This window comes from Paraburkholderia phytofirmans (genome assembly GCF_046028095.1).
GTDB lineage: Bacteria > Pseudomonadota > Gammaproteobacteria > Burkholderiales > Burkholderiaceae > Paraburkholderia > Paraburkholderia phytofirmans_A.
Genome location: NZ_JAQQDJ010000028.1, coordinates 21,492 through 35,723 on the forward strand (window position 1 = coordinate 21,492; position 14,232 = coordinate 35,723).

Sequence of the window (14,232 nt, forward strand, 5' to 3'; positions counted from 1 at the left end):
GTTTGTTGTCGCATCGCGTCGCGCCGTTCACGCGGCGCGGCGCGGGTCGGGCAAAAAAAGCCGCTTCGTGAAGAAGCGGCTTTTTCGTTTGTGGCGGCTCTCTTTTGAGCGGATGTTCGAGTGGTCAGGATTCGAACGCTGCCGCGTCGTCGGCGGCTTCGAGGTCGAGCTCGGCTTCTGGCTCCGCTAACGCTTCGGCCGAAGCCGCGATCGTGGTCGCTGAAGCCGACGCATCCAAAGCCGGATTGCGCAGCTTTTCCAGCACCGAATCCGGCACCGGCACGTTGACGCGTCCGATCACTTCGCCGTGCTGGAACATCATCAGATCGCCGGGTTCGAAGGCGGTCCACACTTCGTTATCGGTCAGCGGCTTGGTCGCGATCACCGCGACGCGGTCTTCGGGCGTCGTGTATTTGGCGAAATCGATCGACACGTCCGCATCGACGAGATGCGCGGTGGAAAACGGCCAGCGCCGCACGATGTAATGCAGATGCGTGGAGCAATGCGCGAAGAGCGCCTGGCCACTCGACATCAGGAAATTGAACACGCCGAACTGCGTGATTTCGCGCGTGAGGGTTTCGAGCGCGGCAAACAGTTCGTCGAGCGGCGGTTGCTGTGCACCCGGAAACGCCTTGCGCAGGCCTTCGAGCAGCGCGCAGAAAGCGAGTTCGCTGTCGGTCGTGCCGACCGGCTGATACACGCCCGACAGCACCGGCGAATAATCCTTGAGATCGCCGTTGTGCGCGAAAATCCAGTGGCGTCCCCACAATTCGCGCATGAACGGGTGGCAGTTTTCCAGCAGGATGTGCCCTTGCGTCGCCTTGCGAATATGCGCGATGGTGTTCTTCGATTTGATCGGGTAGCGCTTGACCATTTCGGCGATCGGCGAGGTCGCCGACGATTGATGGTCGATGAACAGGCGGCAGGCTTTGTCTTCGAAGAAGGCGATGCCCCAGCCGTCGGCGTGGTGATCGGTGACGCCGCCGCGCGCCGCAAAGCCGGTGAACGAGAACGTGACGTCCGTTGGCGCGGCGCAGTTCATTCCGAGAAGTTGGCACATGTTGCGGGTAAGCCTGTGAACGGGGCGAGCCGTTACAATGATGATTTTCCAAGCATATCACCGAGCCAGAAACGCCAAATAGCAAAATTGACGTGTGTTTGTGCCGCAACGTTGCGGTTTGACCGCATAGATTGGCTTTTGTCGTCGAATCTCGTCCCCCGCCGCCATGACCGCTTCCAACGCTTCCCTCGACTCCATCACACTCGCCCGCCCGGACGACTGGCACCTGCACGTCCGCGACGGCGAAATGCTGGCCGCCGTGTTGCCGGACACCGCGCGCCAGTTCGGCCGCGCGATCATCATGCCGAACCTGAAGCCGCCGGTCACGACCACCGCGATGGCGCAGGCGTATCGCGAGCGGATCGTCGCCGCGATTCCCGCAGGCGCGAAGTTCGAACCGTTGATGACGCTGTACCTGACCGACAACACGCCGCCCGACGAAATCCGCCGCGCGCGCGAAAGCGGCTTCGTGCATGGCGTGAAGCTGTATCCGGCGGGCGCGACGACCAATTCGGACGCGGGCGTCACCGACATCATGAAGTGCGCCAAAACGCTCGAAGTGATGCAGGAAGTCGGTATGCCGCTGCTCGTGCACGGCGAAGTAACGGATTCGTCGATCGATCTGTTCGACCGCGAGAAGGTGTTCATCGACCGGGTCATGACGCCGCTGCGCCGCGCGTTTCCGGCGCTGAAGGTGGTGTTCGAGCACATCACCACGAAAGACGCGGTCGACTATATCCGCGAAGCCGGCGCGGCGCCTGAGCTGCTGGGCGCGACGATCACGGCGCATCACCTGCTCTACAACCGCAACGCGATCTTCCAGGGTGGCATTCGCCCGCATTACTACTGTCTGCCGGTGTTGAAGCGGGAGACGCATCGCGTGGCGCTGGTCGAAGCGGCGACGTCGGGCAATCCGCGTTTCTTCCTCGGCACGGATAGCGCGCCGCATCCGAAGGGTCTGAAAGAGCATGCATGCGGCTGCGCGGGTTGCTACACGGCGCTGCACGCTTTGGAGCTGTACACGGAAGCGTTCGACAAGGCCAACGCGCTCGACAAGCTCGAGGGCTTCGCGAGCTTTTTCGGCGCGGACTTCTACGGTCTGCCGCGCAGTGAAGAGAAGGTCACGCTGCGTCGTGAGGAATGGACGCTGCCGGCGGAATTGCCGGTCGGCGACACGCCGGTCGTGCCGCTGCGCGGCGGCGAGTCGATTGGCTGGCGGCTGGTTTAAGGCTCAGCAAGATGCAGGCGCATGAGGCGGAGCCGACAGGCTTCGCTGCAATCGACTGGACCAGGCCGTGGCTCGCGCCTTTTGCCGAACGCGGCAAGCGGTGGCAGCAAGCTGCGCTGACGAGCTACGCGGCATTGCTCGCCGAAATGAACGCCGACGCCGGTGAGATGCGGCAGATCACCGGGCGCGGCCAGCGCCTCGCGTTTATCGCCCAGGACGATTTGCCAGCCGGCGCGGCGTACGAAGCGCATATCGCGTCGACCGGCTGCGTACCGACGCGCCACAATCTGCACGACTTCTTCAATGCGTCGATGTGGTTTTCCTTTCCGCGAATCAAAGCGGCGCTGAACGCGCGGCAGTCCGCGGCTATCGAGGTGCTGGGCGTCGGTCCGACACGAGGCGGCGTGCGCGACACGCTGACCTTGTTCGACGAGAACGCATTGCTGTTCGCTTGTGCTGATCCTGCGTTGAGCGCGGCATTGCGTGGATTCGACTGGCAAACGCTGCTGGTGGCCCGGCGCGATGCATGGGGGACCAGTTGCGAAGTGCGCTGTTTCGGCCATGCGCTGATGGAAAAGCTGATTGCGCCGTTCAAGGCTTGCACGGGGCATGCGTGGATAGTCGATGTACCGGCCGTGTATTTCGAATGGGACGCCGCGAAGCAAGACGCCTGGCTGGACGAGTCCATCGCGGCAGCGCTGCTGACCACCGATGCGCTGACAAGCCGCATGTTCGCGCCGTTGCCCGTGCTGGGCGTTCCGGGCTGGTGGCCGGAGAACGATTCGCCCGCGTTTTACGACGATACCTCCGTGTTCCGCTTGGGGCGGCGTGCGCGTTGAGCGCACTGAGGTTTGTCGCGGGGCTCCTTGACCATTCGGCTATTTCAACAGTCGAACCGGCTTGCCGCTCCCTCAGGTGTTAAAATCCGCCCCAGCAAAGCAGGCCAGGCAGTCGCGGCCTTGGCGGCTTCGGCCAAAGAGGGCGAGGAAAGTCCGGACTCCACAGGGCAGGGTGATGGCTAACGGCCATCCGTGGCAACACGCGGAACAGGGCAACAGAAAGCAAACCGCCGATGGCCCGGCGCAAGCCGGGATCAGGTAAGGGTGAAACGGTGCGGTAAGAGCGCACCGCGGCTGCTGCAAGGCAGACCGGCACGGTAACCTCCACCCGGAGCAATTCCAAGTAGGCAGGCTAGCATCTTCGAGATGCAGGACGGGGCCCCTGTCACGTCTGCGGGTAGGAAGCTTGAGCGCGTCAGCAATGGCGCGCCTAGAGGAATGGCTGCCACGCGCGTCGCGTCTTCGGACGTTGCGCGTGCACAGAATCCGGCTTATCGGCTTGCTTTGCCACCTGACAAAAAAATGCCGGCGTCCATCTGGACGCCGGCATTTTTCTTTTGTGCGCGTGTTCGGCGGCGAGCGCTCAGGCCCGCGCCGCGCAGCCGCTGCCAGGCAGCGTTCAGCCCGCGACGATGTCGAACGAGTGCGTCAGCTCGGCGGTCTTGGCGATCATGATCGAGGCCGAGCAGTATTTATCGTGCGACAGATTGATCGCGCGTTCCACGGTGGCCGGGTTCAGATTCTTGCCCGTCACGGTGAAGTGAAAGTGGATCTTGGTGAACACCTTCGGATCTTCGCTGGCGCGCTCGGCCTTCAGCGTCACCGAGCAATCGCTGATTTCCTGACGGCTTTTCTTCAGGATCATCACGACATCGTAGGCGGTGCAGCCGCCCGTGCCGAGTAAAACCATTTCCATCGGACGCGGCGCGAGGTTGCGGCCGCCGCCTTCAGGCGCGCCGTCCATTGTCACCAGGTGGCCGCTGCCCGTCTCGGCTGCGAACGCCATCCCGTCCTGCCCCATCCAGCTTACTTTGCATTCCATGCTGTGCTCCACCGCGCTTTTGCCTTATCGAGAGGGCATTGTAGCCCGGTGTTTGGGTGTCTGCCCGAGGCGACTTTTGCCTCAGGTTATGCCCGATGACGGCTTGCGTGTTGCGCCGCGGCATGTTCAACCGATTCGGGAATGCCCTGACAGGTTTAGGGGTTTTACTCTAGACGATGTCTGTCAATGTGGTTAAGTGGTTGCCATTTAGTGATTGATTTTAAAGGAAATTTAGAGAATTAAAGCCAAAAAACCAAGTTGCCACATTGTGAAATCGTATTTCGCATTGCAAATGTTCTTGCGTCGCACAAGGTCGGCTCATATAATCGATTCTGTCTCCTCCACCTCCTCCTTTGGTGGATTAAACCCGAACCGCTCGTTCGGGTTTTTTTTCGCCCGCGTCCTGCGCGACGCTCAGCCGGTTGGAGCGCGATAGGGCGCTAAATCACGCTTCCAGCTACCAGATTTCCGCGGAATCTCGCGCACACTCCTGTACGTTTTGACTTGCCGTAGCAAATTCCTTTATAATTCAGGGCTTTTCCGCATCCGCGCCCGCGGAGGAAGAACCAGGGAGAGCCTGCACGCGCCTCGATGCGCACACTACAAGCAGGAAAAAACACATTGGGCGCAGCAATTTTTTTGGATCGATCATGAAGACGTTTTCCGCAAAAGCCCATGAGGTTACGCGTGAATGGTACGTGATTGACGCGACGGATAAGGTTCTCGGGCGTGTCGCCAGCGAAGTGGCACACCGTCTTCGCGGCAAGCACAAGCCTGAATTCACTCCGCACGTCGACACCGGTGATTTCATCATCGTTATCAACGCGGGTAAGTTGCGCGTCACGGGCAACAAGGCTACTGACAAGAAGTACTACCGTCACTCGGGCTACCCGGGCGGTATCTATGAAACGACGTTCGGCAAGATGCAAGAACGCTTCCCGGGCCGTGCGCTCGAGAAAGCGGTCAAGGGCATGCTGCCGAAGGGCCCGCTCGGCTACGCGATGATCAAGAAGCTGAAGGTCTACGCTGAAGCAACGCATCCGCATTCGGCGCAACAGCCGAAAGCGCTCGAGATCTAAGGGGAGCCCACATGATCGGTAACTGGAATTACGGCACGGGCCGCCGCAAGAGCGCCGTCGCACGCGTCTTCATCAAGGCTGGTAAGGGCGAGATCATTGTAAACGGCAAGCCTATCGCCGATTACTTCTCGCGCGAAACGTCGCTGATGATCGTGCGTCAGCCGCTGGAACTCACGAACCACGGCGTTACGTTCGACATCAAGGTCAACGTGAACGGTGGCGGTGAAACGGGTCAAGCCGGTGCGGTTCGCCACGGCATCACCCGCGCGCTGATGGACTACGACGCAACGCTGAAGCCGGAACTGTCGAAAGCTGGCTTCGTTACGCGTGACGCTCGTGAAGTCGAACGTAAGAAGGTCGGCTTCCACAAGGCACGTCGCCGGAAGCAATTCTCGAAGCGTTAATCGTTTCGGGTGCGAACCGGCTTTCGGGCCGGTGCGCTGCAAAAGCCGCCAACGCTTTCGCGAAGGCGGCTTTTTTCATGGGTTCGCGGCTTAGTGCGTTCGCTGCTGCCGCAACGAACTCGTCGCCAGAGCGGCGATATATCCCGCTTAGCCGGGCTGGTGGCGGCGGAGCGCGCCGTCCATCGATTTTCAGGAAGAACCCATTGATTTTGTGGGCTTCAGCACGATATCGAGATCAGCCCTACAATAGCGGTTAAAGCTTTTTGGAGAGTTCGAATGAACGCAGTCACCGATACACCCGTGACCGAGATGCCCGCCCCCTTCGTTTTTACCGACGCAGCGGCTGACAAGGTCAAGCAACTGATCGAAGAAGAAGGCAATGCGGACCTCAAACTGCGCGTTTTCGTGCAGGGCGGCGGCTGCTCGGGCTTTCAGTACGGTTTTACCTTCGACGAAGCCGTCAACGAAGACGACACCGTCATGAACAAGAGCGGCGTCCAGCTGCTGATCGATTCGATGAGCTACCAGTACCTGGTGGGCGCTGAGATCGACTACAAGGACGACATCAACGGCGCGCAGTTCGTCATCAAGAACCCGAATGCAACGACCACTTGCGGTTGTGGTTCGTCGTTCTCGGTGTGATGGCTCGCTGAATGACAGGTTGAAATAAGAAACGGGGCTTCGGCCCCGTTTCTTATTTCCGGCACTCGAATCTAGCGCGGCGCTCAGCGCGGATAAATCGCTCCGAGCACGCGCTCGGCTGACGCGCCTGTGACCGCCGGCAGATTGCCCGGCAGGCGCGCCACGCAGCGCATCGCGAGCCAGGCAAATGCCAGCGGCTCGACCTGGCTTGGCGGCACGCCGAGCGCATCGGTGGTCATAACGGGAACGCCGCTGACGCCGCTGTCCTCCAACGCCTGCTGTAACGCCTTCAGAATCTCCGGGTTACGCGCGCCGCCGCCGCAGACATAGACGGCTCGCGCGTCCGACGCGTGCCGCTCGATCTCGCGCGCGACCGTCACGGCGGTGAGCGCAACCAGCGTCGCTTGCACGTCGGCGGGATCGAGCCCGGCGAACGGCTGCAGCTTCGCATCGAGCCATTCCGCGTTGAACAGGTCACGGCCGGTGCTCTTCGGCGGTTGTTGGGTGAAAAACGGCTCGTCGAGCAACGCATTCAGCAGCGTGCGATCCACCCGGCCGCCCGCCGCGAAATGGCCGTTCTCGTCGAACGGTTTGCCGAGATGGCGCTGCGCCCACTCGTCGAGCAGCGCATTGGCCGGTCCGCAGTCGAAGCCGCGCACGCTGCCGGTCGCGTTGAGAATCGTGATATTGCTGATACCGCCAAGATTGCAGACCACCCGCGTTTCGTTTTTCGCGCCGAACACCGTGGCGTGAAAAGCCGGCACGAGCGGCGCGCCCTGGCCACCGGCGGCGACGTCGCGGCTGCGGAAATCGGCGATCACGTCGATATGCATCATTTCAGCAAGCAGCGCCGGATTGTTGATCTGCCGCGTATAGCCCTTTTCCGGCCGATGCCGCACCGTCTGCCCATGCACGCCAATCGCGCGCACCTCTGCAGCCGGCACGCGGCTGCCGTGCAGCAGTTCGTGGCAGCACACCGCGTAACGCGTGGCGAGCGCATTGGCGGCGAGCGCCTCGCGCTCGATTTCGTTGTCGCCGGGTTGCTGGAGCGCAAACAATGCGTCGCGCAGGCCCGCGGCAAAGCCGACAAACGCCTCGGCCAGCACCACCGGCGGCTTGCCTTGCGCGAACCTGACGGCCACGCCGTCCACGCCGTCCATGCTGGTGCCGGACATCAGTCCAAAGTAGACGCCGTCTGCGGGGTCTTGCGCCACGTTGCTGCTCCTCTCGATGGTTCGTTGCGATCCGTTGTAGCAGATTATCGGGCGAAGCGCGGTCGAATATAAAGCGCCGCGACGCCGGCGGCACGATGTCGAACGCAGAAATCGTGCGTCGACGGGGAGCTTGTGGCTGCGTCAGTGGGCGCGGCGGCGCGCATCTATGGGACAATCTCCTTTTTTCGCGACTTCACGTTTCCAGCATGAGCACCGAGTCCACCAAGCCTAACCCCGCTGCCGCCTTCCCGATCACCGACGAAGTCCGTCACGCCCTCGCCGTCACCAAGCGCGGTGTCGACGAACTGCTGATCGAAGACGAATTCGCGCAAAAACTCGCGAAGAGCGCGGCTACGGGCAAGCCGCTGCGTATCAAGCTCGGGCTCGATCCGACCGCGCCGGACATCCACATCGGCCACACGGTCGTGTTGAACAAGATGCGTCAGTTGCAGGATCTCGGCCACACCGTGATCTTCCTGATCGGCGATTTCACGTCGCTGATCGGCGATCCGTCGGGCCGTAACGCGACGCGTCCGCCGCTCACGCGCGAGCAGATCGAATCGAACGCGAAGACGTATTTCGATCAGGCCGCGCTCGTGCTCGACCGCGAAAAGACCGAGATCCGCTACAACAGCGAATGGTCGATGCCGCTCGGCGCCGACGGCATGATCAAGCTCGCGTCGCGCTACACGGTGGCGCGGATTCTCGAGCGCGAAGACTTCACCAAGCGTTTTCAGGGCGGCGTGCCGATCTCGATTCACGAGTTCCTGTATCCGCTGATGCAAGGCTATGACTCGGTCGCGCTGAACGCAGACCTCGAACTCGGCGGCACGGACCAGAAGTTCAACCTGCTGGTGGGCCGCGAGTTGCAGAAGCAATACGGCCAGGAACAGCAATGCATTCTGACGATGCCGCTGCTCGAAGGGCTGGACGGCGTCGAGAAGATGTCGAAGTCGAAGAACAACTACATCGGCATCAGCGAAAAGCCGACCGACATGTTCGGCAAGCTGATGAGCATTTCCGACGTGCTGATGTGGCGTTACTTCGAACTGCTGTCGTTCCGTCCGATGGACGAAATCGCCGGCTTCAGGAAGGAAATCGAAGCGGGCCGTAATCCGCGCGATTTCAAGGTGCTGCTCGGCCAGGAAATCGTCGCGCGCTTTCACTCGCAAGCCGATGCCGAGCGCGCGCTCGAAGACTTCAACCATCGCGCGAAGGGTGGCGTTCCGGACGACATCCCGGCCGTCACGCTTGCGGGCGCACCGCTCGCGATCGGCCAGTTGCTCAAGCAGGCCAACCTCGTGCCGTCGACGAGCGAAGCGCTGCGCAATATCGAGCAGGGCGGCGTGAAGATCGATGGCGCGACCGTGTCCGACAAGGGCCTGAAGGTCGAAGCCGGCGAATACGTCGTGCAGGTCGGCAAGCGCCGTTTTGCGCGCGTTACGCTGACAGCCTGATGTTCAGAGTGTCGCTAACGGAGTCGCACCGATGATCGCGCTGATCCAACGCGTGCGGCGCGCGGAAGTGCGCGTAGCCGACCGCGTGACGGGCGCGATCGAGGCGGGCCTGCTCGCGCTCGTGTGCGCCGAACGCGGCGACACCGAGGCGGCTGCCGACCGGTTGCTGGCCAAGGTGCTCGGCTACCGCGTGTTTAGCGATGCCGCTGGCAAGATGAATCTCTCCGTGCAAAATCTCGACGGCGCGGGGCGCGCTGGCGGCTTGCTGCTCGTGTCGCAATTCACGCTGGCTGCGGACACCAACAGCGGCCTGCGTCCGAGCTTTACGCCGGCCGCGCCGCCGGATGAAGGCAAGCGCCTCTTCGATTACTTCGTCGCGGCGGCGCGGGCGAAGCATTCGATCGTCGAGACCGGCGAGTTCGGCGCCGACATGCAGGTGTCGCTCGTCAACGACGGGCCGGTCACGTTCTGGCTGCAGACGAACGCCTGAGCTTTGTCCTTCAATGCGCACCTTGGCGTGCGCATCCATCCTCCAGCCGCGTTTGCGACAATAGCGGCTCGGCAATACCGGCCAAGGCGCCCACTTTCATCCCATGACGACGCAGATTCTGTTCATCCGGCACGGCGAGACCGACTGGAACCGCATCAAGCGCATTCAAGGTCACATCGACATTCCGCTCGCTACGATGGGGCTGGCGCAGGCGCAGCGCCTGGCGCGCCGCATGGCCGATGAGGCGAAGCAGGGCGCGCGACTCGACGCGATCTATTCGAGCGACCTGCAACGCGCGCAACAAACCGCGCAGCCGATCGCCGATGTGCTCGGCTTGCCGCTGCAGTTGCGCGAAGGTCTGCGCGAGCGTTCATACGGCGCGTTCCAGGGCCACGATAGCGACGAGATCGCCCTGCGTTTCCCCGACGAATACGCGCACTGGCAAACCCGCGATGCGGGCTTCGCACCGCCAGGCGGCGAGTCGCTACGCACGCTCTACCATCGCGTGCTGCACGCGATCGAACCGCTGGTCGCCGCGCATCCCGGTGGGCGGATTGCCTGCGTCGCGCACGGCGGCGTGCTCGATTGCGTGCGACGCTTTGCTTGTGGTTTGCCGCTCGATGCGCCGCGTAATTACCCGTTGCTGAACACGAGCGTGAACACCGTGGATTTCGACAATGGCAAGGCGACGATCGTGTCGTGGGCGGACATTTCGCATCTCGATGCGCCGAGCGCGGATGACAGTTTCAAGAAGGTGCCGGAGCCGGGGCGGTGATTCACGCGGGCCCGTGTGCAGCGTGATATCGCGCTGCAGATACTCGGACCGTTCACGCGCGTGCAGTGAATTCGCGCCGTCAAAGATCGCTCTCGCATGTTACTCGCTGATTCACGCGGTCGTTTTCGCTGACTTTTGATCGCGCAGTTTGTGCGCATTCGTCGAGCACCGTCGCTCGCGTTACTCCGGTTCGCGTACGTCCGCGGCCACGCGTCGGCGCGCCCGTTTCGACACACCATTCACCAGCGCCCAGCGAATGACCGGCGCGACCAGCCGCACGCCGGGCCTTGCCACCGCGCGGCGAAGCACGGCATAGCGCTGGAATCCCAACATCGCCTGTGCCCAATCGGGCAGCAGATCGACGCCGGCGTTGAACATCAACACGCCGGCCGGCCGCATCGATAGGCTCGGGGCGGGCGCGTTCAGCAGAACCCTCACGACTTCGAGCGTGCGCTCGCTGGCCACAAGCTCGGGCTGCATCGCGAGCAAGTAAGCGTCGATCTCGGCTCGCGAGCGCGGAATGTTCGACGCGCCGAGCATCTCGGCAATGCGCGCGGTTTCGGCGAAGTACTGATCCTGCGCGGCAATCGGCAGCGACGGATTCACATAGCGCAAGTGCGCGGTCATGAAACTCGACACTTCGGCGACATGCACCCACGTCAACAACTCGGGTTCGCTCGCGCGATAGGGCTGGCCGTCAGGCGTGACGCCGTTCACGCCAAGATGAATGCGCTTTACACGTTCGATCAGCGCCAGCGCGTCGTGCCGGCTGCCGAAGGTCGTGCCCGCGATAAAAGTCGCGGTGCGGCGCAGGCGGCCGAGAATATCGGTGCGAAACGTCGAATGGTCCCACACGCCCGCGAGGGCCAGCGGGTGCAGCGCCTGAAGCAGAAGCGCGCTGATGCCGCCCGTCATCATGGATGTGAAATCGGCGTGGACTTTCCAGCATACGGAGTCAGGGCCGAACAGGCCAGGGTCGCCCGGAGGCGACGAGTAGTCGAGCGTGGGACCGCTGCCGCTTGTCAGATGCGTGACGCCGGCGGCCAGTTTGGAGCGGAGCCTGCCGGTGAGAAGTTGCGCGAGACCGTTGGACGAGCTGGGCTGACTGGTTTGGTCGGACATCCTGGTTCGGTCTCGTGGGGCGTGACGTGTGCCGCTCAGGTCGCGGCCGAATCCCAGAGACCCGGCAGGCCGCTCGACGACTCCGGCGCGGCGAGGCCGAAATGCCGGTACGTGAGCAGCGTGGCGACGCGGCCGCGCGGCGTGCGTTGCAGGAAGCCTTGCTGGATCAGATACGGCTCGAGCACGTCTTCGATCGTGTCGCGTTCTTCGCCGATTGCCGCCGCCAGATTGTCGACGCCGACCGGGCCGCCGTCGAACTTGTGCAGAATTGCTTCGAGCAGCTTACGGTCCATCAGGTCGAAGCCGACCGCATCCACGTCGAGCATCTTGAGCGCTGCGTCGGCCACTTGCGCGGTGATGTTGCCGTCGGCCTTCACTTCGGCGAAATCGCGCACGCGCCGCAGCAGGCGGTTCGCGATCCGCGGCGTGCCGCGCGCGCGTTTGGCGATTTCAAACGCGCCGTCCGGATGGATCTGCGCATGGAGCAGCGACGCCGAACGCGTGACGATGCGCGCCAGTTCCTCGGCGTTATAAAACTCGAGCCGCGCCACGATGCCAAAGCGGTCGCGCAGCGGGTTGGTCAGCATGCCCGCGCGCGTGGTCGCGCCGACCAGCGTGAACGGTTGCAGGTCCAGCTTCACGCTGCGCGCGGCCGGCCCTTCGCCGATCATGATGTCGATCTGATAATCCTCCAACGCCGGGTACAGAATTTCTTCGACGACCGGCGAGAGCCGGTGGATTTCGTCGATGAACAAGACGTCGTTGGCTTCGAGATTGGTGAGCAGCGCGGCGAGGTCGCCGGCGCGTTCGAGCACCGGTCCGGACGTTTGCCGCAAATTCACACCCATTTCCCGCGCGATGATGTGCGCGAGCGTGGTTTTGCCGAGGCCCGGCGGCCCGAACAGCAGGACGTGGTCGAGCGATTCAGAGCGGCGCTTGGCGGCCTCGATAAAGATTTCCAGCTGGCCGCGCACTTTTTCCTGCCCGACATATTCTTCGAGCTGGCGCGGACGCAACGCGCGCTCGAACGCTTCTTCGTTCGGCGAGACGGGCGTGGCCGCGATGATGCGCTCGGCGGCGAGTTTGTCGGTTTCGATCATGCGTTCATTGTACCGCGAGCCGCCTGCCGCGAAACTCGGCCGAATGGCCAGGGTGCGCGGCTCGCAGGCGTGTGCGAAGCTTCAGTCGTCGCTCACGTATCGAACCGGGGACTGAGCTTCAGCCCTTGGACAGCGCCTTCAACGCGAGCTTGATGCCCTCGGACACGCCGGTGCCGGCCGGCACGTTTTTGACGGCGGCCAGCGCTTCTTTTTCGGAGTAACCCAATGCGAGCAGTGCGTTCAGGATATCGGAGGCGTGGTCGGATGCCGACGCCGCGCCCGCCATCGCGCCCAGGTCGGCGCCGATCTTGCCCTTCAGTTCGAGGAGCAGGCGCTCAGCCGTCTTCTTGCCGATGCCCGGCACGCGCGTCAGACGCGCCGCGTCCTGCATCGTGACGGTCTGCGCGAGTTCGTGCACGCTCATGCCTGACAGTACCGCCAACGCCATGCGCGCGCCGATGCCGGATATTTTCAGCAGTTCGCGGAACGTCGAGCGTTCTTCGGCGGTGCCGAAGCCATACAGCAGGTGTGCGTCTTCGCGGACGATCATCTGCGTGAGCAACACGACGCGTTCGCCGGTGGACGGCAGGTTGTAGAAGGTGCTCATCGGCACATCCACTTCGTAACCGACGCCGTTGCAGTCGATGAGCAGATGCGGCGGGTTTTTTTCCAGCAGAACGCCGGCAATGCGACCGATCATGGCGAATTCAATCTCGAGAGAAAGGGCGAGTGTAGCGCAGCGCGTGAGCGTCGAGTGGACAGCGAGTTACGCGTAAACTAACCGACCAAACGTCCGCGCCTCACCCGCAGCCCCTTCTTCGCCAGCGAAGGCGCGATGCCGCCCAACGTGCTCAGCGTCGTGCCGCCGTGTGCGTGGCAGATAGCCATGCCGAGCGCGTCGGCGGCGTCGGTGCCGGGTACGCCGGAGAGGTTGAGCAGACGCACCACCATCTGTTGCATCTGTTCCTTGGTTGCACGGCCGTAACCCACCACGGCCTGCTTCAATTGCAGGGCCGTATATTCGGCGACCGGCACGCCGCCCGCAACCAGTCCACAGATCGCCGCGCCGCGCGCCTGGCCGAGCAGCAAAGTGGATTGCGGATTGACGTTGACGAACACTTTTTCGATCGCCGATTGATCCGGCGAATGCTGGCGGATCAATGTGGAGATGCCTTCGAAGATGGTGCCCAGACGCGACGGCAAATCGGCGTCGGCGGTTTTGATGACGCCGCTCGCGACATAGCTGAGCTTGTGGCCGCTTTGGTCGATCACGCCGAAGCCGGTCACGCGCAGGCCGGGGTCGATGCCGAGAATTCTCATGAGGTGCCGCAAATGCGGTAAAAACCAGGTGCTTGCGATACTACAACACGCGCGCCACGTGGCGGCCGGCGCGCGGCGATATCGGCGGAATAAAAACTGCTGGGTGTGCTGCAAGGAGGCATTCGCACATGCAGCGCTATCGGAATCTCAGCGGCGACTCGGGCGTCGTGGCTTATGAAATCGGCGAGGATTTCGTCGCGGTCCGCTTCAGGCACGGTGTGGTGTATTGGTACACCGAGGCGAGCGTCGGCGCACGGCACGTCGCTGCGTTGAAACGTCTCGCGAAACGCGGGCAGGGGCTCAGCACTTATATCAGCCAGCACGCTGATGTGAGCGGTGGCTATGCGAGAAAGGAGCCGGACGACTGAACGGCGCCCGGCGGAAGCACGGCAGGACCGAAACAAGCGGAACAAGCGGAACAAGCAGGACAAGCAGGACAAGCAGGACAAGCAGGACAAGC

Annotated in this window: 16 protein-coding genes and 1 other RNA gene; 10 read left to right on the forward strand and 7 right to left on the reverse strand. The window is 62.7% G+C overall.

From position 1 onward, the window contains the following. Positions 1–124: 124 nt before the first annotated feature. Positions 125–1,060, reverse strand: coding sequence for a class II glutamine amidotransferase (locus PQR54_RS38325; protein WP_408255249.1), 936 nt, complete (start codon positions 1,058–1,060; stop codon positions 125–127). 166 nt (positions 1,061–1,226) lie between these two features. On the opposite strand from PQR54_RS38325, the gene pyrC reads away from it, so the two are divergent. From pyrC to rnpB, 3 genes are all read left to right on the forward strand, one after another. Next, a complete protein-coding gene (pyrC, locus tag PQR54_RS38330; protein WP_408255251.1) occupies positions 1,227–2,288 on the forward strand; it encodes a dihydroorotase in 1,062 nt (353 codons plus the stop codon). Positions 2,289–2,299: 11 nt separating this feature from the next. Beyond that, positions 2,300–3,127, forward strand: a complete 828-nt coding sequence (locus tag PQR54_RS38335; protein ID WP_408255254.1) for a DUF3025 domain-containing protein — start codon at positions 2,300–2,302, stop codon at positions 3,125–3,127. Between the two features lie 96 nt (positions 3,128–3,223). Further along, positions 3,224–3,637, forward strand: an RNA gene (rnpB, locus tag PQR54_RS38340) — RNase P RNA component class A. Between the two features lie 109 nt (positions 3,638–3,746). On the opposite strand, the gene PQR54_RS38345 is transcribed toward rnpB, so the two are convergent. Next, positions 3,747–4,169, reverse strand: coding sequence for an OsmC family protein (locus PQR54_RS38345; protein WP_106284016.1), 423 nt, complete (start codon positions 4,167–4,169; stop codon positions 3,747–3,749). 650 nt (positions 4,170–4,819) lie between these two features. On the opposite strand from PQR54_RS38345, the gene rplM reads away from it, so the two are divergent. From rplM to erpA, 3 genes are all read left to right on the forward strand, one after another. Further along, the gene (gene rplM / locus PQR54_RS38350; protein ID WP_007180422.1) at positions 4,820–5,248 is read left to right on the forward strand and encodes a 50S ribosomal protein L13; all 429 of its coding nucleotides are present in this window, start codon (positions 4,820–4,822) and stop codon (positions 5,246–5,248) included. 11 nt (positions 5,249–5,259) lie between these two features. Then, a complete protein-coding gene (gene rpsI, locus PQR54_RS38355; RefSeq protein ID WP_007180423.1) occupies positions 5,260–5,652 on the forward strand; it encodes a 30S ribosomal protein S9 in 393 nt (130 codons plus the stop codon). A gap of 276 nt (positions 5,653–5,928) precedes the next feature. Then, positions 5,929–6,294, forward strand: a complete 366-nt coding sequence (erpA, locus tag PQR54_RS38360) for an iron-sulfur cluster insertion protein ErpA (RefSeq protein WP_007180424.1) — start codon at positions 5,929–5,931, stop codon at positions 6,292–6,294. Between the two features lie 83 nt (positions 6,295–6,377). On the opposite strand, the gene PQR54_RS38365 is transcribed toward erpA, so the two are convergent. Beyond that, positions 6,378–7,508: an anhydro-N-acetylmuramic acid kinase gene (locus PQR54_RS38365; RefSeq protein WP_408255258.1), complete on the reverse strand. Its 1,131-nt coding sequence runs from the start codon at positions 7,506–7,508 to the stop codon at positions 6,378–6,380. 206 nt (positions 7,509–7,714) lie between these two features. Here PQR54_RS38365 and tyrS point away from each other — a divergent pair, with 206 nt between their 5' ends. The 3 genes from tyrS (at position 7,715) to PQR54_RS38380 (ending at position 10,230) form a co-directional block, all read left to right on the forward strand. Next, positions 7,715–8,965 carry a tyrosine--tRNA ligase gene (tyrS, locus tag PQR54_RS38370; protein ID WP_408255261.1) on the forward strand — a complete coding sequence of 417 codons (1,251 nt, stop codon included), beginning with the start codon at positions 7,715–7,717 and terminating at the stop codon, positions 8,963–8,965. 31 nt (positions 8,966–8,996) lie between these two features. Next, complete coding sequence (dtd, locus tag PQR54_RS38375) at positions 8,997–9,455, forward strand: D-aminoacyl-tRNA deacylase (protein ID WP_064268828.1); 459 nt, start codon at positions 8,997–8,999, stop codon at positions 9,453–9,455. 103 nt (positions 9,456–9,558) lie between these two features. Next, positions 9,559–10,230, forward strand: a complete 672-nt coding sequence (locus PQR54_RS38380; RefSeq protein ID WP_408255264.1) for a histidine phosphatase family protein — start codon at positions 9,559–9,561, stop codon at positions 10,228–10,230. Positions 10,231–10,410: 180 nt separating this feature from the next. Here PQR54_RS38380 and PQR54_RS38385 read toward each other — a convergent pair whose 3' ends face one another. The 4 genes from PQR54_RS38385 to ruvC form a co-directional block, all read right to left on the reverse strand. Further along, entirely contained in the window at positions 10,411–11,352 is a 942-nt protein-coding gene (locus tag PQR54_RS38385; protein ID WP_408255267.1) for an oxygenase MpaB family protein, read from the reverse strand. Positions 11,353–11,387: 35 nt separating this feature from the next. Next, a complete protein-coding gene (gene ruvB, locus PQR54_RS38390; protein WP_408255269.1) occupies positions 11,388–12,452 on the reverse strand; it encodes a Holliday junction branch migration DNA helicase RuvB in 1,065 nt (354 codons plus the stop codon). A 118-nt stretch (positions 12,453–12,570) separates the two neighbouring features. Beyond that, complete coding sequence (gene ruvA / locus PQR54_RS38395; RefSeq protein WP_106284023.1) at positions 12,571–13,152, reverse strand: Holliday junction branch migration protein RuvA; 582 nt, start codon at positions 13,150–13,152, stop codon at positions 12,571–12,573. Positions 13,153–13,229: 77 nt separating this feature from the next. Further along, positions 13,230–13,772, reverse strand: a complete 543-nt coding sequence (gene ruvC / locus PQR54_RS38400) for a crossover junction endodeoxyribonuclease RuvC (protein ID WP_106284025.1) — start codon at positions 13,770–13,772, stop codon at positions 13,230–13,232. Positions 13,773–13,900: 128 nt separating this feature from the next. On the opposite strand from ruvC, the gene PQR54_RS38405 reads away from it, so the two are divergent. Next, positions 13,901–14,140 carry a hypothetical protein gene (locus PQR54_RS38405; RefSeq protein ID WP_408255274.1) on the forward strand — a complete coding sequence of 80 codons (240 nt, stop codon included), beginning with the start codon at positions 13,901–13,903 and terminating at the stop codon, positions 14,138–14,140. Positions 14,141–14,232: the final 92 nt, after the last annotated feature.

Coding starts and splice junctions, on each gene's coding strand:
- pyrC (WP_408255251.1), top strand. CDS start 1,227: ATGACCGCTTCCAACGCTTCCCTCGACTCCATCACACTCGCCCGCCCG.
- PQR54_RS38345 (WP_106284016.1), bottom strand. CDS start 4,169: ATGGAATGCAAAGTAAGCTGGATGGGGCAGGACGGGATGGCGTTCGCA.
- PQR54_RS38405 (WP_408255274.1), top strand. CDS start 13,901: ATGCAGCGCTATCGGAATCTCAGCGGCGACTCGGGCGTCGTGGCTTAT.
- PQR54_RS38380 (WP_408255264.1), top strand. CDS start 9,559: ATGACGACGCAGATTCTGTTCATCCGGCACGGCGAGACCGACTGGAAC.
- rpsI (WP_007180423.1), top strand. CDS start 5,260: ATGATCGGTAACTGGAATTACGGCACGGGCCGCCGCAAGAGCGCCGTC.
- rplM (WP_007180422.1), top strand. CDS start 4,820: ATGAAGACGTTTTCCGCAAAAGCCCATGAGGTTACGCGTGAATGGTAC.
- ruvC (WP_106284025.1), bottom strand. CDS start 13,772: ATGAGAATTCTCGGCATCGACCCCGGCCTGCGCGTGACCGGCTTCGGC.
- dtd (WP_064268828.1), top strand. CDS start 8,997: ATGATCGCGCTGATCCAACGCGTGCGGCGCGCGGAAGTGCGCGTAGCC.
- PQR54_RS38325 (WP_408255249.1), bottom strand. CDS start 1,060: ATGTGCCAACTTCTCGGAATGAACTGCGCCGCGCCAACGGACGTCACG.
- ruvA (WP_106284023.1), bottom strand. CDS start 13,152: ATGATCGGTCGCATTGCCGGCGTTCTGCTGGAAAAAAACCCGCCGCAT.
- erpA (WP_007180424.1), top strand. CDS start 5,929: ATGAACGCAGTCACCGATACACCCGTGACCGAGATGCCCGCCCCCTTC.
- PQR54_RS38335 (WP_408255254.1), top strand. CDS start 2,300: ATGCAGGCGCATGAGGCGGAGCCGACAGGCTTCGCTGCAATCGACTGG.
- PQR54_RS38385 (WP_408255267.1), bottom strand. CDS start 11,352: ATGTCCGACCAAACCAGTCAGCCCAGCTCGTCCAACGGTCTCGCGCAA.
- tyrS (WP_408255261.1), top strand. CDS start 7,715: ATGAGCACCGAGTCCACCAAGCCTAACCCCGCTGCCGCCTTCCCGATC.
- ruvB (WP_408255269.1), bottom strand. CDS start 12,452: ATGATCGAAACCGACAAACTCGCCGCCGAGCGCATCATCGCGGCCACG.